The sequence below is a fragment of the Lacrimispora amygdalina genome, from assembly GCF_900205965.1.
Lineage (GTDB): Bacteria > Bacillota > Clostridia > Lachnospirales > Lachnospiraceae > Lacrimispora > Lacrimispora amygdalina_A.
Genome location: NZ_OAOF01000017.1, coordinates 67,756 through 86,825 on the forward strand (window position 1 = coordinate 67,756; position 19,070 = coordinate 86,825).

Sequence of the window (19,070 nt, forward strand, 5' to 3'; positions counted from 1 at the left end):
GTAATGCTGGAAATAAAAAATATTACGGTTCGATATAAGAATAGTGACAAGCCTGCAGTGGAGAATTTCTCTCTGAATATAAAGCAGGGGGAAATCTGCTGTCTGGTTGGGGAGAGCGGAAGCGGTAAAACCTCTGTTATCCGGGCTGTACTTGGAAATCTGCCGGGACAGGGAACTGTGACGCAAGGGGACATTTTATTTGAGGGACAATCTCTTTTAGACAATACGGGTAATGATTGGAGGCGGATCCGTGGTACTGAAATTTCAATGATCTTTCAGGATTCAGGGGCAATGATGAATCCGGTACGGACAATTGGATCTCAGTTTGTTGAATATATCCGTGAACATGGTGCTTATACCAGAAGAGAAGCATGGAAAAAAGGCGTGCAGATGCTTAAGAACGTACGGCTGCCTGATGGGGAGCATATTATGAACCGCTATCCGTTTCAGCTTTCAGGTGGTATGAAACAGCGTGTTGGTATTGCATTTGCCATGTTCTTTAGACCAAAGCTGCTGCTTGCAGATGAACCCACCAGTGCATTAGATGTGACTACCCAGGCTCAGATTGTGGGGGAGATGATGAAGCTGAGAGAAGATTATGGTACAGGTATTATTATGATAACACATAACCTGGCTCTGGCAGCATACATGTCTGATCGTATTCTGATCATGAAGGATGGGAGGGTGACAGACAGCGGTAACCGGGACCATATTTTGCATCATTCCCAGGCGGATTATACGAAAAAGCTTTTAGCTGCAGTGCCGCCGGCAGGAGGCAGTTACCATGTATGAGAAGGAAAAACGGATCCTTGAAGCAAAGCATGTCACAAAAAGATTCCAGCTTTCCGGAAACAGGATTTTGACTGCATGTGAGGATGTCAGTCTTAATTTTTATAAGAACCATACTCTTGGAATCGTGGGAGAGAGCGGATGTGGAAAAAGCACTTTTGCGCGAATGGCAGTGGGCCTTGAAAAACCGGATTCCGGGGAAATTTTCTTTCGTGGAAGAAATGTGCTGGAAATAAAAGGCGAGGAGCTGCGCTTAAGCCGGAGAAATATTCAGATGATATTCCAGGATCCATCAGAAGCATTTAATCCCAGGATGAAATTGAAAGAAATTATATGTGAACCGCTGCTTAACTTCAGGTTAATTAATAGAAAACAAATGGATTCAAAAGCAAGGGAGCTTCTAGAAATGGTTGAACTTCCGGGAAGCTTTGCAGAACGTTTTCCTCACGATATGAGCGGAGGACAGCGCCAGCGTATAGGGATAGCAAGAGCCCTTGCACTGGAACCGGAAGTAATTATCTGTGATGAAATAACATCAGCACTGGATGTCTCTGCGCAGAAAGCGATTGTGGAACTGCTTATAAATCTGCAGAACAAAAAACAAGTATCCATAGGATTTATCACTCATGATCTGGCATTGGTACAGCAATTTGCGCATCAGGTGGCAGTCATGTATCTGGGTAATATTGTAGAGATTATCAATGGGAACGAAGTCAGTGTTAATGCCAGACACCCATATACAAAGGAATTACTGGATTCCATCTTTGACGTGCATATGGATTTTTCAAAGAAAATAGTGAGTATTGAAAGTGAAGTACCCAGCCCTTTGAATGTACCGGAAGGATGTCCATTCAGAAATCGATGCAATGCTTGCAGAAAGGTTTGTGAGACAGAGAAACCAGTCTTAAAGGAAATAGAGCCATATCACCTGGTAGCCTGTCATCAATATAATGACTCGTTTTACATAGGAGGCTGTTTATGAAAATAAAAGTTAAAAAAATAATTGCAGTGTTTATATCCGCAGCTGTGTGCGGTATTTTACTGTCCGGGTGCGGAGCGTCCTCAAATGCAAAGACATCAGCCGGCGCAGCAGAAGGCAAGAAGACGCTGGTAATCGGAAGTGCCCAGTCTGCCGGAACATTGGACCCTATTCAGGCATATAACGGGTGGTATCCGATCCGCTATGGCATATGTCAGACATTAACAAAAATGAATGATGATTATTCCATAACCGGATGGCTTGCAGAGGACGGTTATACCTCCAATGATGACAATACGGTATGGACGTTTACCATAAAGGACAAGGTGACATTTTCTAATGGAAACAAACTGGACGCAGAGGCAGTAAAAAAATCTCTGGAGAATGTTTTTGAGAATGGGGAAAGAGGTGAGGAATATTTTACGCCTGCTTCTATAAAAGCGGATGGTCAGAAACTGGTTATTACTACGGAAAAGCCAGAACCCATTTTGCCAAACAAACTGGCTGATCCGTTGTTTGGTATCATAGACACTTCTGTTGATAACAGTAAAATCGCTGATAATGGACCAATCGGAACCGGTCCGTTTGTATGTGAATCCTTTGATTTAGCAACAAAGAAATGTGTGGTGGTTAAGAATGAAAATTACTGGAATGGTGAAGTGAAGACAGACCGGATTGAATTTATCTATTCCGAGGATCAGTCCACAATCAGTATGGGACTTCAGTCAGGTGATTTCGATGCGGTATATAATGTCAGCATGAATGATATAGGTACGTTTGAAAAAAACAGTGACTTTAAGATTAAAACAAACCCCAGCGGACGTACAACCATTGGTTTTATGAATCAGAACGGACAGCTGGGTGACAAGGTGCTTCGTGAAGCAATTCTTCAAATGCAGGATAAAGATTCTTACTGTAAAAATCTGCTGAAAAATCAGTATGTTCCAGGTAAAACTCTTATAACTTCCGCAACCGATTATGGATATGATACTCTGACGGATCCCAACGTATACAATCCTGACAATGCCAAGAAATTACTGGATGACGCAGGATTTGCAGATACTGACGGAGACGGTTTCCGGGAAACACCGTCTGGTGAACCATTAAATCTTCGGTTTGTATATTATACCGGACGTCCGGAACAGCAGATCGTTGTTGAGGCAGCCCAGGCAGCACTGGCCACTGTGGGAATCAAAGTTACACTAAAAGTGCACGATACCCAGACTGTTATGGACATGCTAAAGACTGGTGATTATGATTTGCTTTGTATGAGCATTAACATTATGAACTGCGGTGATCCGGAAAACCAGATCAATACATACTTTAAAGCGGGTGGTACTTATAATGCAACAGGATATAACAATGAGGAGTTCAATGCTCTTATGGATCAGGTACACGTGGCCGCAGATCCCGAACTGAGAAAAGATCTGACCAGACAGGCAGAGCAGATACTACTTAATGATGCTGCGGCGATTTATTTTTGCTATCCGGTTATGAACTTTGTTATGAAGAATCAAGTTGATGGAATTGATTCTACCCCTGCGGATTTTTACTGGGTTGATGAAAATACATCTGTTAATAATTGACACGCATCGGAGGAAAGGGCACTTATGACTCAGCTATATGACAACAGTTTAAATGAGAAAATTAAAGATGAGGTAACAGATTATTGGACTTCACGGGCGGAGACATTTAATGAACTGAAAATGCAGGAACTGAATTCTGATATGCGGCAGAAGTGGCTGAAGGAGCTTCAAAAGTATCTTCCTGCAAGAAAAGGTCTTAAAATACTGGATATTGGCACAGGAACGGGTTTTTTCTGCTTTCTGCTTGCAACGGAAGGCCACGATCTGACTGGAATTGATCTCACTGAAAAAATGATTCTTGAAGCAAGAAAATCATCGGTAATTCTGGGGATACCTGCTGAATTTTATGTAATGGATGCAGAAAATCCGGATTTTGAGGACAATAGTTTTGATGCGATTGTCACCCGCAATGTTGCGTGGACATTGCCGGATCTTTCAAAAGCCTATCAAAAATGGCATTGTCTTTTGAAAAAAGAGGGTGTACTCATTAATTTTGACGGGGATTACAGCAGAGAGAGTAAACCGCAGAATCTGCCGGATAATCATGCGCATGCTAAAATAACACAGGCACAATGGAGCGCTTATGAGCATTTAAAGACTGAGCTGCGCCCTATTTCAAATCCAAGACCTGCCTGGGATGTCCAGCTACTGAGATCTGCAGGTTTTAAGGAGATCATTCTTGATGAACAGGTGGGAGACAGAATTTATAGTGAAATAAATCAGTTTTATAATCCCACACCGATCTTTGCAATAGCAGCAAAAAAATGATGACGGCGTATACTTGACCTGCTGATGGTGTTGAGTTAATATGGTTTTAAATGTATAATAGTATGAAATATGTCAGCAGGCAGGAGGATAAGATGTTCAGTCCAATCAAAAACACAAAGGTTTATGAACAGGTGATGGATCAAATCAAGGCAATGATTGAGAACGGAGTTTTAAAAAAAGGAGACAAGCTTCCTTCTGAGAGAGATTTAGTTGAAGAATTGCAGGTGAGCAGAGCATCCATCAGGGAGGCTCTCCGTGCATTAGAAGTCATAGGTTTAATTGAATGCAGGCAGGGAGAAGGTAATTTTATCAAATCAAGCTTTCAGGATAATTTGTTCGAACCTTTATCAATTATGTATATGCTGGAAGGAACCAATCCTGGGGACATACTGGAACTGAGAAAGATCATGGAAGTTGAAGCTGCCGGTCTGGCTGCAAAGAGAATAACGGATGAACAGTTAGCCGAATTAAAAGAAATTATGGAGCGGTTTGAGAATTGCATGGATGAGGAAATGAATGCAATGATTGATAAAGAACTGCATTATAAGATTGCAGAATGCTCGGAGAATGTATTAATATTTAACATTTTAAGAACTGTATCACTTCTTATAGATGACTTCATTAAAGGTGCCAGAAAGTTTATTATTGAAGATCAGGAAAACAAAAGGATGCTTTTGTCACAGCATAAAGAGATCTATCTGGCAATTGAAATGCACAGCTCTGTAGCAGCGCGTAAAGCGATGCGGCAGCATCTGGATTATACGAACAAATATAGTAAAATGATCTGAGGATCTGAGGAGAATAATATGACAGGACTATATCGGGCAATTGCAGACTGCAATCCAGATAGCACAAACGTGGTGGCAACCGTGTTAGATGGAGAAGCATTTGGCCAGAAGGCTTTGTTTTCTGATGAAATTCTTATCTTTGAGACGAAAGAATCCGGTTTTTTTTCCAGGCACGGTGAAGAGGTGTTAAAAGCGGTCCGCGACAAGGAACAGTGCAGAAAAGGTATGGTTATCCTTGATGGCAGCCGCATTTTCTGTGACTGGCTGGGACAGGACATTCATCTTGTAATCTGCGGCGCAGGTCATGTGTCGATTCCGGTGATACAGATTGGTCTGATGATGGGCTGCAAGGTTACAGTACTTGAAGACCGCCCCCAATTTGCGGATAATGCGCGCAGAGCAGGGGCGTCAGAAGTTATATGCGAGCCATTTGACCAGGGACTGAAATATGTGCAAGGCGGCAGCAATACGTATTTTATTATTGTGACCAGAGGCCACCGCTATGATCAGACGTGTCTGGAACTGATTGCCGGAAAAAAACATGCCTATATCGGTATGATAGGAAGCCGGCTGCGGGTGGCAAAGGTAAAGGAAGCCGCGTTGATGAATGGTTGTGAAAAGGCGGTTATCGATCAGGTATACAGTCCCATTGGACTGAATATCAACGCTGAGACTCCCGTTGAAATCGGCGTATCCATTATGGCGGAAATTATTGAAGTGAAAAATAAAAAGATGCGTCTGAGCGGATATTCAAAAGAGATATTGCATGCGATTTTAAATCAGGATGAAAAAAACGGACGAAACGTCATGGCAACAATTGTGGCAAGAAAGGGATCTGCTCCCCGGGATGTGGGAACTAAGATGCTGGTAACGCCGGAAGGAAGATGCATCGGAACCATTGGCGGCGGATGCATGGAGTCAGAGGTTATGCAAAAAGCCCTCCATATGCTGCACAGTGATGAAGAGAAAGCTCTGCTTTGCCATGTGGATATGACCGTAGCAGATGCAGAAGTGGAAGGCATGGTATGCGGCGGGGTTATTGATGTATTGTTAGAAATTATTTGAACTATATAAACAGTTAGAAAAAGTCAGAACATAAGTGATTGTATTAGTAAATTTATCACTTGTGCTCTGCTTTTTTTATGTTGATTAGAAAATATTTTTATTAAATTTTACTATTATTTTTAAAAATGTATAGATGTTTTTTTAAAAATGTATAGATGTTTTTTTAAAAATGTGATATTATGGTCACAAGTGGTCAGACCATTATACCAATAAGCATTACACATTCATTTTTTGATTGTATGATTTGCCACACTATATTTAATACATAGAAAGAGAGGGATAGGAATGGAAATTTTAGTCTGTATCAAACAGGTTCCGGATACTTCGAAGGTGGAAGTGGATCCTGTAACTGGTGTTTTAAAGAGAGATGGTGTAGATTCAAAAATGAACCCTTATGACTTGTATGCTTTAGAAACGGCGCTGAAAATGAAGGAACAGCGGGGCGGGTCGGTGAAAGTGATCAGCATGGGACCGCCTCAGGCAAAAGAGGTTATTAAAGAAGCATATATGATGGGAGCAGACGAAGGAGCTTTAATAACGGACAGAAAGTTTGCAGGTGCAGATGTACTTGCTACCTCTTACACCATTTCCCAGGGTGTGAGAAAAATGGGCAATTTTGATCTTATCCTGTGCGGAAAGCAGACAACGGACGGCGATACGGCCCAGGTGGGACCGGAGATGGGGGAATATCTTAAAATCCCTCATATCACCAACGTATTAAAGATTGTAGAATTAAAAGAAAAGTCAGTCGTTGTGGAAATGGATATGCCAGATGCCATTGAAGTGGCTGAAATTCAGTTTCCCTGTTTAATCACTGTTGAAAAAGATATTTTTCAGCCAAGACTGCCATCCTATAAGAGAAAGACAGAGGTAAAAGACAAAGAAATTAAAATTTTGACCATAAATGAATTTGAGGATAAAGATGAAATGAAATATGGATTAAACGGATCTCCTACACAGGTTGAGAGAATATTTCCTCCGTCAGTCAACAACGACAGGGAAATGTGGACTGGAACAGGCGATGAACTCAGTCTGAAAATGGCTGCAAAACTGAAAGAGCTGAAATTTATATAAAGAAGGGCGGGGATTTTATGGGCAAATTAATATGTAACCAGGAAAAAGTAAATGAGTCAAATATAGAAGAATTATTAAAGGTCTGCCCTTTTGGAGCAATTGAATACACAGATGGAAAAGTACAGGTAAATGCAGGCTGTAAAATGTGTAAGATATGTGTGAAAAAAGGTCCGGCAGGAGTGATGGAATTTATTGAAACAGAGACAAAGAAGATTGATAAAAGCCTGTGGAAAGGTATTGCCGTCTATGTTGAGCACGTGGAAGGAACCATTCATCCGGTGACAATGGAGCTGATCGGAAAAGCCAGAGAGCTTGCTGCCGTTGTTGACTTCCCGGTGTACTGCATTTTTATCGGCCATAATATAGAAAAAAAAGCAGAAGAACTGCTGCACTACGGTGTAGATGAAGTATTTGTATATGATAACAAAGAATTGAAGGATTTCAGGATCGAGACTTATACGGCTGTTATGGAAGATTTTATAAATAAAGTAAAACCGTCTTCCATACTTGTCGGTGCCACAACTACAGGAAGATCTCTTGCTCCCAGAGTGGCCGCCAGATTCAGAACCGGTTTAACTGCAGACTGCACCATACTGGAAATGAAGGAAAACACAGATCTTGTTCAGATAAGACCGGCTTTTGGCGGCAATATTATGGCTCAGATTATATGTCCAAATACAAGACCCCAGATGGCTACGGTCAGATACAAGATCATGAATGCACCGGAGAGACAGTTTGATTCAAAAGGAAAAATAACGGTATGTGAACTGGATGAAGAAAAACTGAAATCACAGATTGAGGTATTGAAGGTAATAAAGAAAAAGGCAGAAGAAAACATATCAGATGCAGAAGTGATCATTGCAGTCGGCAGAGCCGTAAAATCAGAAAAAGACATGGTCATGGTGCAGGATCTGGCAGATGTGCTGCATGCTCAGATTGCAGGTACAAGACCTCTTGTGGAAGCAGGACTGATTCCGGCTAAGAAGCAGATTGGTCTTTCCGGCAGAACGGTGAAGCCAAAGCTGATCATCGCACTGGGAATTTCCGGTGCTGTTCAGTTTGTCGCAGGGATGAATCATTCAGACCGCATCTTTGCAATTAATAAAGATGAAAATGCCTCTATTTTTCATACCGCTCATTATGGAATCGTAGGGGATATTTATGAAATCGTACCGCAGCTGGTAAGTAAATTAAAGTGTGCAGGAGCGGAATAAACATTACGAATCAAGGAGGGAATGAATGTGAAGGATTATAAAAAAATTGATACCAGAGACGTTGAATATCTGGTATCTGTATTAGGCAGGGACAGAGTATTTACCGATGAAAAAATTAATGAGGATTTCAGTCACGATGAAATGGGCGGTATAAGCAGGAAACCGGATGTATTAGTGGATGTTCTTACGACAGAGGAAGTATCTAAGATCATGAAATACGCCTATGATAACAGAATTCCTGTTGTGGCCAGAGGATCAGGAACAGGTTTAGTTGGTGCCTCCGTCCCGGTTTACGGTGGAATTATGATAAATATGTCCAAAATGAATCGGATTCTGGAAATTGATGAAGACAATCTAACCCTGACCCTGGAGCCCGGAGTTTTATTAATGGAAATCAGTGACTTTGTTGAAGAGCATGATTTATTTTATCCCCCTGACCCAGGTGAAAAATCAGCAACAATCGCCGGCAATATCAATACCAACGCAGGCGGAATGAGAGCAGTAAAGTACGGAGTTACAAGAGATTACGTGAGAGGACTGGAAGTTGTTCTGCCAAATGGGGAGATTCTTCAGGTAGGAGGTAAGGTAGTTAAAAACTCTTCCGGCTACAGCATAAAAGACTTGATATGCGGGTCAGAAGGAACACTTGGAATTGTGACAAAGGCCATTTTAAAACTGCTTCCGCTGCCTAAAAAGGCGATATCATTGTTAATTCCATTTCCCAGCCTCGATATGGCGATCAGTACTGTTCCGGAAATCGTGAAATCAAAAGCTGCTCCCACTGCCATAGAATTTATGCAGAGAGAAGTAATTCTCGCAGCTGAGGAATACTTAGGAAAGAAATTTCCTGATAATTCTTCCGATGCATATCTCTTACTTACATTTGACGGCAATTCAAAGGAAGAGATAGAAAAGGCATATGAAAAAGTAGCTGATATCTGTCTGAAGGAAGGTGCTTCTGATGTATTTATCGTTGATACGGATGAAAGAAAGGATTCCGTCTGGTCTGCAAGAGGGGCGTTTCTGGAAGCGGTGAAAGCATCGACAACTGATATGGATGAATGTGATGTTGTGGTTCCCAGAAATAAAATCGCTGAATTTATTAAATATACAGATGAACTTCAACGAAAATTCCATATCAGGATCCGTAGCTTTGGTCATGCAGGGGATGGAAATCTGCACGTGTATGTGTTAAAGGATGAACTGACTGAGGAAGCCTGGAAGAAAAAGCTGGCAGACGTTTTTGAAGCAATGTACAGCAAATCAAGGGAGCTGAGTGGCCTGGTTTCCGGAGAACACGGGATTGGTTTTGCCAAGAAAGTGTATATGCTGGAGCAATACAGTCAGGAATATGTAGACCTGATGAAAAATATAAAATTGGCTTTTGACAGCAGAAATATCTTAAACCCAGGCAAGATTTTTCAGTAGGGGGAACCTTATGACAAAAATAAACATACCGTATTCAGATAAGTTATTGGAAGCAGTCATTCCAGATCATAATCTTGCTGCAATATTAGAATCAAAAGCACATACATATCAGGCGAAATGCAGTCAGGTGGAGATCGTAAACAATGCTCTGGATCATCCCATAGGAAGCGCCTGTCTGGAAGAACTGGTCCGGAATAAGAAAAATATGGTAATTATAACCAGTGATCATACAAGACCGGTGCCAAGCAATGTAACTATGCCGATTTTGCTTAAGAGAATCAGAAAGGCGAATCTTGATATCGATATTAAAATATTAATAGCAACCGGTTTTCACAGACCTGACACCATGGAAGAAATGATCCGTAAGTTTGGGCATGAAATTGTAGAAAATGAAGTGATTATCAACCATATGTCAGAGGATGAAAACAGCGTTATAAGAGCCGGAACTCTTCCATCCGGGGGAGAACTGTGGCTGAATAAGCTGGCTATGGAAACAGAGCTGTTAATCTCAGAAGGATTTATAGAACCTCATTTCTTTGCCGGATTTTCAGGAGGCAGAAAAAGTGTCCTCCCAGGTGTGGCATCAGCAAAAACAGTAATGGCGAATCATTGTTCTGAATTTATCGCAAGTGAGTATGCCAGGACCGGAGTGATCACCAATAATCCCATTCACAGGGATATGCTTTATGCAGCCAGACAGGCAAAACTGGCATTCATACTCAATGTTGTTATTGACAGTGAAAAACACATTATCAATGCCTTTGCGGGTGACAGCGAGCTGGCACACGAAGAAGGCTGTAAATTTGTTATGGAACTTGCTTCGGTTAAGGGGGTAAAAGCTGATATTGCAATTACCTCCAATGGAGGATACCCTCTTGACCAGAATATATACCAGTCTGTTAAGGGTATGACTGCAGCAGAGGCAGTCTGCAGGGAAGGCGGTGTTATTATTATGGTGTCTGCCTGCAATGACGGACATGGCGGAAGGTCCTTTTATGAAACCATGGCCAATTCAGCTGGCCCGGACGAAGTGCTGGCACGCGTCATGATGACAGGACGGACAGAGACAATACCGGATCAATGGGAATTCCAGATACTTGCCCGAATCCTTCAGAAGCATACCGTTATACTCGTTTCCGATCTGTGTGATCCGGATATAATAAAGAGAATGCATATGCAGCATGCGTATACCTTTGACGAAGCCCTGCAGAGGGCCTTTCAGATAAAAGGAGCTGATGCGAAAATAACAGTCATACCAGACGGAGTGGGAGTCATAGTGAAATAAAGATTAGAAAGGAGTTCCTTTGGAGCTCCTTTTTATGCATTTATACGAAAATTACAGGATGCTATTGCAATAGGAACAAACGTTCTTTATACTGAGGATGTATCACTGATTTTGTATTTGATTCTACATTTATGGTATATTATAGAAAAACGGTTATTATAAAGAAAGGAAAGGAGTAAATCAAATGTCCGGATTATATAATGAAAATCTTATTTATGGAAATTTAGTCAACGGTCAGTGGACAGAATCAGGATCAGGAGATGTCATCACCATAACATCACCTGCAGACGGTTCTTTTGTGGGTAAGATACAGGCGATCAGCAAAGAGGAAGTGGATGGAATCATCCGGTATTCCAAAGAGGGGCAATCCTCATGGGCTGCAGTGCCGATATTCGAAAAAGCAAGAATCCTCTATGGGGCAGCTGAGCTTTTGGAAGAGAGGACGGAGGAGATATCGGATATTCTCATGATGGAGATAGCAAAGGATAAGAAATCCTCAGTATCAGAAGTGAAAAGAACCGTAGATTTTCTTCGTTTTACTGCAGATGCAGGCAAGAGTATGGAAGGGGTGGCTGTAAGCGGGGAAAATTTCCCAGGCGGTTCCCGCAATAAGATGTCCTACGTAAAAAGAGTTCCTCTTGGTACCGTATTAGCCATATCGCCCTTCAACTATCCCATTAATTTATCGGCCTCCAAGATTGCACCTGCATTAATCGGCGGCAATACAGTGATTTTAAAACCCGCCACACAGGGAGCAATCAGTGCACTTCACTTAGTAAAGGCACTCCAGGATGCGGGTCTGCCCAAGGGGGTGCTGCAGACGGTTACCGGAAAGGGAAGTGAGATCGGAGATTATATCGTAACACACGAAGGGATTGATTTTATTAATTTTACAGGCAGCACGGAGGTAGGCAGGCATATATCCAGGATCTCCTGCATGACACCCTTATTGCTTGAGCTGGGCGGCAAGGATGCGGCTCTTGTGCTGGAAGATGCAGATTTGGAATATGCAGCAGATAATATCGTACAGGGTGCATTTTCATATTCCGGTCAGCGTTGTACTGCAGTGAAGCGCATTATTACTACAGATCAGGTGGCGGATCAGCTGGTAACGATGCTTAAATCAAGAATTGAAAAATTATCCGTGGGAGATCCCAGAAAATCATCAGTAGTGACTCCTTTGATTGATCAGAAAGCGGCTGACTTTGCCGGATTTTTAATTCAGGATGCCATTGCAAAAGGTGCCAGGCTGGTCATTGGAAACAAAAGAGAAGAGAACCTGGTCTATCCTACATTACTGGATAAAGTAACTGTGGATATGGAGATAGCCTGGAAAGAGCCATTTTCACCCATTCTTCCAATCCTCCGTGTAAAGGATATGGATGAAGCGGTGGAGATCGCCAACCGGTCGGAATATGGACTGCAGTCCTCTGTTTTTACCAGGGACATCAATAAAGCATTTCGCATTGCTGAGAAATTAGAAGTGGGAACCGTTCAGATTAACAATAAAACAGAACGAGGTCCGGATCATTTTCCATTTTTGGGAGTGAAAGCTTCCGGAATGGGCACTCAGGGAGTCAGATACTCCATAGAGGCAATGACAAGACCAAAAGCAGTTACCATTAATATTACAGAATAGTACGTAATACAGCCTGCCCGGTTGATTCGGGCAGGCTGTTTCGGTCTTTTATGGGTATGGGTCAGCTTTCGTCCTCTGACTGGCTGTCAGCTTTTGTTTTATGGATTGTTCCCCATTCATAGTGTGGGGGAGCGTAGACGGAAGTCATCTTAAGAGGTTGATTGCCAATGTTAACAATATTATGCCAAATGCCTGCGGGAACAAAAATTCCATAATTATCGAAAACCAGGTACTGGGAATCCATGGAAAGTTTGGAGGAACCCAGCTGAACCAGTCCAAGGCCTTCCTCGACTCGTATATACTGGTCCAGATCCGGATGGACTTCCAGTCCAACGGTTCTTTTAACCGGTATGTTCATAAGTGTGATCTGGAGATAGTCACCGGTCCAGAGTACAGAACGAAAATTGTCGTTTTGCTCAGCAGCTTTCTGAACATCAATGATAAAGGGGTTTGGACCGAAATCGGATGGAAATTCAGGCAGATCCGTCATTTCGGAATCAAATTCAATTTTGTCATTATAGTTATCATACATAGCATCATTCACCGGGAGATTATATTTCTATTAGTATATGAGTGAGTCAGCGATGGTGATATTATCTTATGGTGACATTTATATAAAAAATGATTATATATGCAAAGGTTTGTAATTACACAAGCATCCTTTTGACAAAATACGCCATTATATGATATTGTTGTTTATATTCATTATTAATTACAGGAGGCTTTATTCTATGGCGGGTACAAGAGTTGTTATAGTTGATGATTCTCCCTTCTCAATCGCTTTCATCAAAGGAATTCTGGAAAGAAACGGTCTTGAAGTGGTTGGAGAAGCAGGAACTCTGGAAGAAGTAAAAAAGGTGATACAGGATACAAAGCCTCAGCTTGTGACGATGGACATGACACTGCCTGGAACCGATGGATTGGAGTGTACACGTGCAATTCATGAAATTGACAGAAGTATTAAAGTTATTGTCATTAGTTCCATGATGGATGATGAAATTGTAAAGGAAGCAAAAGAAAACAAGGTTTCCGCTTATGTGCAAAAGCCAGTTGATGAAGAGGAACTGATGACAGCAGTAAACCGTGTCATGGCTTCGGAAGAGCTGTATCGCTTTTTATCAAGTGAGTATATTAAGATTTTTAAAGAAGCACTTCTTGACGGTACCAACAAATTAACGAAAACTCTCATCCAATATAAGGATGAACATATCTGCAATGAGGAGTTTGAGTCAAAAGGATTATCTGTGATTGTTGGTATTATTGGTAAATTTTCCGGCAGAATGCTGATTGATGTAAAGATGGAAACCGCTTATAAGCTGACAGCTGCCATAATGAGAAGAGAGGCAGCTGGCAACGATGAAGTGCTTGCAGTGCTTGGCGAGTTTACCAACATTGTATCTGGCAATGCCTGCTCAATCATAAACAGAATGAATAAAGCCTATGGACTCAGGGTTGCGCCTCCCACAATTATGCACGGAGAGTGTGTACATATTACCGCTCCAGGATATACGACAACGAACATACTGGCAGAGTCGGAATTTGGAGATATTCTGCTGAATATTGGATTTCAAAGGGGTGATAATCAGTGGATGTAAAATACATAAATCCATTTATTGAAGCATTTCTTTCTGTTATGCCACAGCTGGGATTTGGAAAAGTTGAAAAAACTAATTTAAGCCTGAAAGATTCCAATCTGACTTATACCGGAGTCATTATGACAGTTGGCATTGTTGGAGAAATGAAGGGAAATGTAGTCTATTATCTGGATCTTGAGAATGCAAAAAAGGTTGCATCTACCATGATGATGGGTATGCCGGTAGATGAATTTAATGAGATGGCTCAAAGTGCTATTTCCGAATTGGCCAATATGCTTACAGCTAATGCCGCTACGTTTTTTGCCAATATTGGAATTACAGTTGATATCTCAACACCTACCCTGCTCTATGGAGATCAGGTAGCTGTGAAGATGAATTCCAGCCAGATACTTTGTATTCAGTTATTGGCAGACGATATTCCGTTTGATATTAATATTGCTTTTAGTTAAACAGCAGGCCTGTGAATGTGGGAAAACCAAGATTCACAGGCCTGTTTTATGCTCTTAGGTGAAAGCATCTATCTGTTGAAAAAGACGGTACATGTCTACCGTTCCATGCCCCCATACATTATTGGGATAAAAATAAGCATTCTGCCGGTTAGCCCATCGTATAATCATACGGTTAGCCTTGACTCCGGTTATGGAGGTATGGTTCCCTCTGATAAAACCCCATTCCATGACCATTGCAGCCGTGCCGGCAGCATGAGCGGCAGCCGCTCCGGTACCTGTGAGTGTACCGAACCGGTTATCTGGCAGAGCACAGGGAATTTGATACCCGGGAGCTGCCACATCAGGGATAATTTCTCCAAAGCGGGTAAAGCCTCTTCCCGATTCCCTAATAATCTGGTTACTTAATTGGTTATAGGCAGTAATGGTAAGGGGAACACGGGTATCTCCCGGTGAGGTAATGGTTGTGTCAGGGGAAGCGTGATAAAAGTAAGTATCCTGAGAAATAAGGTTTCCGGAGGGAAGCCAGCAATGATAGGAGAAAGGTTCATTTTCCTCACTTTTAACCTGAAAGTGCCAGATCCCGGAACGAGGATTGTCAAAACGAACCAGGATCAACTGGTCGCCTGTGGAGCCTTCCAGAATGATGTTATTAATCCAGATTGTGCTCTGCCCGCAGGCCAGGCTGAATTTCTGGCAGGTATTTATGGAGGTGAAGGGACTGCTTACAATTTCATAGTCAGGGGAATAAAGCTCAATTGAAATACGGCCGGCAGGGAATGGCCAGATTTCCATGGAGAACATACGGTCATCATTTCCAATTCTCAAATCAAATCCGCTGCTGAAGGGAGGGGAATAGGAATAGGTATAGAAATGTCTCTTTTTTTCTGCTTCATTCCCTGCGGCAGTTATAACGCCAACGCGGGGGCGCCTGACGATCTGGTCCAGATAGGAACTTAAGGGTCCGCACCCATTATGTCCTCCCTGACTGCTGCCTAAGCAGATACAGATAATCAGGGGACGGTTTAACTGTTCGGCAACGCCAAGAAGATAGCGGACTCCAAGCATAATATCTGACTCCTGGTAGCAGAGGGCTTGTTCCGGAATAAAGTATATCTGCTTTAAATTATTTTTTGCTTCTTTCAGCTTTACAACAGCTAATTTGCTCTGAGGAACAATGCCTGTAAATAAATGTTTCTCATCCCGGTTGCCTGCTATAATACTGGCAATGGCTGTGCCGTGGCCAATGGTATCTGACTCGGGTACAATATTCAGTGGAAGAGAGGATTGTAAAGCAGTATTAATATGATTTTTTGTATATTCGGAGCCGAAATCAAAACCTTTTGGAGGTTTTCCGGTCTGGTCAGTCTGGTCCCAGATTGAGAGTAAACGAGTAGAACCATCATGATTCTGAAAAACAGGGTGGCTGTAGTCAATACCCGTATCGATTAAACCAATCACAACTCCCAGCCCCATATAATTGAAAAGAGGCAGTTCGTCAAGGGAGAGAGGACCTGGATTATCCGTGCATATAGTAGAAGCCAAAGTAAAAACAGAGGGAAAATTTTCGTATGGATGCAGACCTAAATCACAGGCCTGCTTATTTTTTTTCCCCAAATGGAGCAGCGAATATTCATCATTTAATTTTGTGATATTTTTTAAGATGTTGCAAGGAGGGATCAGTGAATTGCTGATAATAAAATCATAATAATCATTATCCAGTATTTTCTTCATGACAGGCCTGCCTTTTATACACAGTATATAACCATTTTATGCTGGTAAAGCGGCCAGATACCTAACATATGGCTTTAGCAGGGAAAAAACAAAAATATTTGATTGCAGAGGCGATTAAGTATGAAATATAACCTTGACAAATAGTCAGTACTGAGTATAATGAATCTATAATAATACTCAGTACTGACTAAAAAGGAGCGGATGAATATGATACCATTGTATATACTAGGAATTTTACTGCGGTTTGGTCCCCAGCACGGTTACCAGATTAAAAAAATCATGGAAGAACAGCTGGAGGATTTTACAAAAATAAAACTTCCAACTATATATTATCACCTGGAGAAGATGGAAGCGTCCGGCATTTTGACAGCAATCAGAGACCAGCAGAGCACCAGACCTGAAAAAACGGTGTATTATCTGGGGAATACCGGTGCAGAAAAATTTAAAGAGTTGTTAAAGCAGACTTTGGATATGCATTATCGTCCTGTTTTTGATGCGGATGCTGCGTTCTATTTTTCTGAATATTTAAGTCCGGCAGATTTTATACAGAGTCTGACTCATCATATCGCCAGACTGGAAACAGTTCTTAAAAAAATTGAAGAACACCAGGCGGAGGTTCATCAGATTCTGCCTGAGAATATGAGAGCTTATGCTGATATCATATTTAATCATCATGTGATGCATTACAGAACCGAATTAAACTGGGCGGAAGAATCGTTAAGAGTGATCAGAAAGAAAGGAGCGGGTTATGACAGCAGCGAGAGTTATTGAAACAAATGAGGGAATTCAAAGTGAATTGACAGCAGAGATATTTGATGAATTTGCCAGGGGAATGAGGGATAAAGGCTGGAACGGGGTGGCTGAGATGATCGCCTCTGGAATTAACGGAGGGGATATTCTGGAGATTGGACCCGGACCTGGTTACGTGGGATTGGAGCTGGCTAAAAGAGTAAATCTTAAATCCTTTACCGGCTGCGAGATCAGCCCGGCCATGATTCAAATTGCAGAGAAAAATGCCCGGGAATATGGGATTGAAGCCTGTTATGTACAGGGAAATGGTATGAATATGCCTTTCTCAGACAATTCATTTGATTGCGTGATATCAAATGGATCTCTCCATGAGTGGGAAAGACCGGTTGAGGTTTTTAATGAGATATACCGGGTTCTTCGTCCGGGAGGAAGGTATTGCATTACGGATATGAGGAGAGATATTGGCTTTTTTAAACAATCGATGATTTATCTCAGTACAAAGCCAAAAGAAATCAGACCTGGGTTCCTTTCCTCCTTGCATGCGGCTTATACAAAGGAAGAGATGCAGGAGCTTTTAAGGAACAGCAGACTCCGTGATGGTATAGTAAAGAAGGACTTTATGGGATTAAGTATAACGGGGGAGAAGAACAAACAGGATGCTGATATTATAAAATGATAAAAAAATCTTGACAAAAAAGAAGGAATGATTTATATTGAGTATACACTCAATGAGCTGGTGGTCAATCAAATGAAATCAAAAAGACAGATACAAAAAGAAAGTACCAGACAGAAAATAATGGATGCAGCATATAAGATCTATACAAGGGAAGGCTTTTCTGCCTCAACAGCAAAAATTGCCAGAGAAGCAGGCGTCTCCCATGGAACTGTTTTCGCTCATTTCCAGTCCTTAAATGAGCTGTTGGAATGTATGATCGGAGAATTCCAGAACAGTCTTGCCGCAGAATTTCACGAAATGGAAGAATCCAGCAGGAGTATCAGTGATTTCCTGGATGTTCATTTAAAAATTCTCATTGATCATGAGGATTTTTATCTGCGCCTTATTACGGAGAGAAGCCTGTTACCGGAAGAAGTACAGTATGTATATGCGGATAATCAGTCGGCTGCTGCCCATCATTTTAACCGGATGATGTTGCGTGAGAGGAAGAATGGTACCGTGAAAGAGATTCCGGTTCATATGTTTTTTAATACATGGCTTGGATTGATCCATTATTACTTATGGAACAAGGATTTCTTTTCCCCGGAGGAACCGGTTTTAGCCCGTTATGCCGGAGAATTGAAACATACATTTTTAAGTCTTATTACAAAGTAACAGGAGGAAGTTACCATGAAGGTATGTATCGCCTGCGGTATGCCAATGGAAAAGAAATCTGATTTTCCAGGTGGAGATGAACAGAAAGATTATTGTATTTATTGTGCCAGACCGGACGGATCCATGAGATCATTTGAAGAGGCAAAAGCCGGCATGACGAAATTCATTATGGAAAGTCAGGGATTTGACGAGAAAGCGGCAGAAAAAATTGCAGTGAGCAGCATGAGTAAGCTTCCCGCCTGGAAAGATCGCCAGATCACAGGAGAGCAGGAGAGAGGAGTGGAACCGTATGCAGGTAAGTAAAGCATTTTCTGTATTTGCAAAGGAGGTCCCGGAGGTTCAGGGACCATGGATGGAGATGGTTCAAAAGCTGGATACGGCAAGCGGGCTTGACAAAAAGATAAAAGAACTTGCGTATATTGCAGTTATGGCTGTTATGCGGCTGGAGAGTGGTTTGCCTTTTCATGTCCAGCTGGCAAAATCCCATGGAGCTACACGCGAGGAGATTATCAGCAGTATTCTGGTTGGACTGCCGGCTGCGGGAAATGTGGTGATACAATCATTGCCCATAGCATTGGAAGCGTATGACAACGAATAGAA

Annotated in this window: 20 protein-coding genes; 18 read left to right on the top strand and 2 right to left on the bottom strand. The window is 41.9% G+C overall.

Annotation, left to right across the window (positions count from 1 at the left end):
• Positions 1 to 3: 3 nt before the first annotated feature.
• From CRO04_RS19685 to CRO04_RS19735, 11 genes are all read left to right on the top strand, one after another.
• Positions 4 to 792, top strand: a complete 789-nt coding sequence (locus CRO04_RS19685; protein WP_097005947.1) for an ABC transporter ATP-binding protein — start codon at positions 4 to 6, stop codon at positions 790 to 792.
• Positions 785 to 1,771 carry an ABC transporter ATP-binding protein gene (locus CRO04_RS19690; RefSeq protein WP_097005948.1) on the top strand — a complete coding sequence of 329 codons (987 nt, stop codon included), beginning with the start codon at positions 785 to 787 and terminating at the stop codon, positions 1,769 to 1,771. The genes CRO04_RS19685 and CRO04_RS19690 overlap by 8 nt, the downstream gene beginning before the upstream one ends.
• A complete protein-coding gene (locus tag CRO04_RS19695; protein WP_097005949.1) occupies positions 1,768 to 3,354 on the top strand; it encodes an ABC transporter substrate-binding protein in 1,587 nt (528 codons plus the stop codon). The genes CRO04_RS19690 and CRO04_RS19695 overlap by 4 nt, the downstream gene beginning before the upstream one ends.
• A 24-nt stretch (positions 3,355 to 3,378) precedes the next feature.
• The gene (locus CRO04_RS19700) at positions 3,379 to 4,122 is read left to right on the top strand and encodes a class I SAM-dependent methyltransferase (protein WP_097005950.1); all 744 of its coding nucleotides are present in this window, start codon (positions 3,379 to 3,381) and stop codon (positions 4,120 to 4,122) included.
• Between the two features lie 92 nt (positions 4,123 to 4,214).
• Entirely contained in the window at positions 4,215 to 4,910 is a 696-nt protein-coding gene (locus tag CRO04_RS19705) for a FadR/GntR family transcriptional regulator (protein WP_097005951.1), read from the top strand.
• An 18-nt stretch (positions 4,911 to 4,928) separates the two neighbouring features.
• Positions 4,929 to 5,975 carry an XdhC family protein gene (locus CRO04_RS19710; protein WP_097005952.1) on the top strand — a complete coding sequence of 349 codons (1,047 nt, stop codon included), beginning with the start codon at positions 4,929 to 4,931 and terminating at the stop codon, positions 5,973 to 5,975.
• 285 nt (positions 5,976 to 6,260) lie between these two features.
• On the top strand, positions 6,261 to 7,049 hold the full coding sequence (locus CRO04_RS19715) for an electron transfer flavoprotein subunit beta/FixA family protein (RefSeq protein ID WP_097005953.1): 789 nt from the start codon (positions 6,261 to 6,263) through the stop codon (positions 7,047 to 7,049).
• A gap of 17 nt (positions 7,050 to 7,066) precedes the next feature.
• A complete protein-coding gene (locus tag CRO04_RS19720; RefSeq protein ID WP_097005954.1) occupies positions 7,067 to 8,263 on the top strand; it encodes an electron transfer flavoprotein subunit alpha in 1,197 nt (398 codons plus the stop codon).
• 27 nt (positions 8,264 to 8,290) lie between these two features.
• Complete coding sequence (locus CRO04_RS19725; RefSeq protein ID WP_330400895.1) at positions 8,291 to 9,691, top strand: FAD-binding oxidoreductase; 1,401 nt, start codon at positions 8,291 to 8,293, stop codon at positions 9,689 to 9,691.
• 10 nt (positions 9,692 to 9,701) lie between these two features.
• Positions 9,702 to 10,976: a nickel-dependent lactate racemase gene (gene larA / locus CRO04_RS19730; RefSeq protein WP_097005956.1), complete on the top strand. Its 1,275-nt coding sequence runs from the start codon at positions 9,702 to 9,704 to the stop codon at positions 10,974 to 10,976.
• Between the two features lie 184 nt (positions 10,977 to 11,160).
• Positions 11,161 to 12,615 (top strand): NADP-dependent glyceraldehyde-3-phosphate dehydrogenase, encoded by a 1,455-nt coding sequence (locus tag CRO04_RS19735; RefSeq protein WP_097005957.1) that lies wholly within the window; start codon positions 11,161 to 11,163, stop codon positions 12,613 to 12,615.
• A gap of 61 nt (positions 12,616 to 12,676) precedes the next feature.
• Here CRO04_RS19735 and CRO04_RS19740 read toward each other — a convergent pair whose 3' ends face one another.
• Positions 12,677 to 13,147: a cupin domain-containing protein gene (locus tag CRO04_RS19740; protein ID WP_097005958.1), complete on the bottom strand. Its 471-nt coding sequence runs from the start codon at positions 13,145 to 13,147 to the stop codon at positions 12,677 to 12,679.
• Positions 13,148 to 13,346: 199 nt separating this feature from the next.
• On the opposite strand from CRO04_RS19740, the gene CRO04_RS19745 reads away from it, so the two are divergent.
• Positions 13,347 to 14,210 (top strand): response regulator, encoded by an 864-nt coding sequence (locus CRO04_RS19745; protein ID WP_097005959.1) that lies wholly within the window; start codon positions 13,347 to 13,349, stop codon positions 14,208 to 14,210.
• A complete protein-coding gene (locus CRO04_RS19750) occupies positions 14,201 to 14,659 on the top strand; it encodes a chemotaxis protein CheX (protein ID WP_097005960.1) in 459 nt (152 codons plus the stop codon). Before CRO04_RS19745 ends, CRO04_RS19750 begins: the two co-directional genes overlap by 10 nt.
• A gap of 54 nt (positions 14,660 to 14,713) precedes the next feature.
• Here CRO04_RS19750 and CRO04_RS19755 read toward each other — a convergent pair whose 3' ends face one another.
• A complete protein-coding gene (locus CRO04_RS19755) occupies positions 14,714 to 16,390 on the bottom strand; it encodes a S8 family peptidase (protein ID WP_097005961.1) in 1,677 nt (558 codons plus the stop codon).
• A 207-nt stretch (positions 16,391 to 16,597) separates the two neighbouring features.
• On the opposite strand from CRO04_RS19755, the gene CRO04_RS19760 reads away from it, so the two are divergent.
• The 5 genes from CRO04_RS19760 to CRO04_RS19780 all read left to right on the top strand — a co-directional run bounded on the left by CRO04_RS19760 (position 16,598) and on the right by CRO04_RS19780 (position 19,068).
• Positions 16,598 to 17,161, top strand: coding sequence for a PadR family transcriptional regulator (locus CRO04_RS19760; RefSeq protein ID WP_097005962.1), 564 nt, complete (start codon positions 16,598 to 16,600; stop codon positions 17,159 to 17,161).
• Positions 17,139 to 17,816 carry a class I SAM-dependent methyltransferase gene (locus CRO04_RS19765; RefSeq protein ID WP_097005963.1) on the top strand — a complete coding sequence of 226 codons (678 nt, stop codon included), beginning with the start codon at positions 17,139 to 17,141 and terminating at the stop codon, positions 17,814 to 17,816. The genes CRO04_RS19760 and CRO04_RS19765 overlap by 23 nt, the downstream gene beginning before the upstream one ends.
• A 72-nt stretch (positions 17,817 to 17,888) precedes the next feature.
• A complete protein-coding gene (locus tag CRO04_RS19770) occupies positions 17,889 to 18,470 on the top strand; it encodes a TetR/AcrR family transcriptional regulator (protein WP_097005964.1) in 582 nt (193 codons plus the stop codon).
• A 15-nt stretch (positions 18,471 to 18,485) separates the two neighbouring features.
• Positions 18,486 to 18,773, top strand: a complete 288-nt coding sequence (locus tag CRO04_RS19775) for a zinc ribbon domain-containing protein (protein ID WP_097005965.1) — start codon at positions 18,486 to 18,488, stop codon at positions 18,771 to 18,773.
• A complete protein-coding gene (locus CRO04_RS19780; RefSeq protein ID WP_097005966.1) occupies positions 18,760 to 19,068 on the top strand; it encodes a carboxymuconolactone decarboxylase family protein in 309 nt (102 codons plus the stop codon). Before CRO04_RS19775 ends, CRO04_RS19780 begins: the two co-directional genes overlap by 14 nt.
• Positions 19,069 to 19,070 lie beyond the last annotated feature (2 nt).

Excerpts from the sequence above, each read along its gene's own strand:
- CRO04_RS19685 (WP_097005947.1), top strand. The coding sequence starts at position 4 with ATGCTGGAAATAAAAAATATTACGGTTCGATATAAGAATAGTGACAAG.
- CRO04_RS19690 (WP_097005948.1), top strand. The coding sequence starts at position 785 with ATGTATGAGAAGGAAAAACGGATCCTTGAAGCAAAGCATGTCACAAAA.
- CRO04_RS19695 (WP_097005949.1), top strand. The coding sequence starts at position 1,768 with ATGAAAATAAAAGTTAAAAAAATAATTGCAGTGTTTATATCCGCAGCT.
- CRO04_RS19700 (WP_097005950.1), top strand. The coding sequence starts at position 3,379 with ATGACTCAGCTATATGACAACAGTTTAAATGAGAAAATTAAAGATGAG.
- CRO04_RS19705 (WP_097005951.1), top strand. The coding sequence starts at position 4,215 with ATGTTCAGTCCAATCAAAAACACAAAGGTTTATGAACAGGTGATGGAT.
- CRO04_RS19710 (WP_097005952.1), top strand. The coding sequence starts at position 4,929 with ATGACAGGACTATATCGGGCAATTGCAGACTGCAATCCAGATAGCACA.
- CRO04_RS19715 (WP_097005953.1), top strand. The coding sequence starts at position 6,261 with ATGGAAATTTTAGTCTGTATCAAACAGGTTCCGGATACTTCGAAGGTG.
- CRO04_RS19720 (WP_097005954.1), top strand. The coding sequence starts at position 7,067 with ATGGGCAAATTAATATGTAACCAGGAAAAAGTAAATGAGTCAAATATA.
- larA (WP_097005956.1), top strand. The coding sequence starts at position 9,702 with ATGACAAAAATAAACATACCGTATTCAGATAAGTTATTGGAAGCAGTC.
- CRO04_RS19735 (WP_097005957.1), top strand. The coding sequence starts at position 11,161 with ATGTCCGGATTATATAATGAAAATCTTATTTATGGAAATTTAGTCAAC.
- CRO04_RS19740 (WP_097005958.1), bottom strand. The coding sequence starts at position 13,147 with ATGTATGATAACTATAATGACAAAATTGAATTTGATTCCGAAATGACG.
- CRO04_RS19745 (WP_097005959.1), top strand. The coding sequence starts at position 13,347 with ATGGCGGGTACAAGAGTTGTTATAGTTGATGATTCTCCCTTCTCAATC.
- CRO04_RS19755 (WP_097005961.1), bottom strand. The coding sequence starts at position 16,390 with ATGAAGAAAATACTGGATAATGATTATTATGATTTTATTATCAGCAAT.
- CRO04_RS19760 (WP_097005962.1), top strand. The coding sequence starts at position 16,598 with ATGATACCATTGTATATACTAGGAATTTTACTGCGGTTTGGTCCCCAG.
- CRO04_RS19765 (WP_097005963.1), top strand. The coding sequence starts at position 17,139 with ATGACAGCAGCGAGAGTTATTGAAACAAATGAGGGAATTCAAAGTGAA.
- CRO04_RS19770 (WP_097005964.1), top strand. The coding sequence starts at position 17,889 with ATGAAATCAAAAAGACAGATACAAAAAGAAAGTACCAGACAGAAAATA.
- CRO04_RS19775 (WP_097005965.1), top strand. The coding sequence starts at position 18,486 with ATGAAGGTATGTATCGCCTGCGGTATGCCAATGGAAAAGAAATCTGAT.
- CRO04_RS19780 (WP_097005966.1), top strand. The coding sequence starts at position 18,760 with ATGCAGGTAAGTAAAGCATTTTCTGTATTTGCAAAGGAGGTCCCGGAG.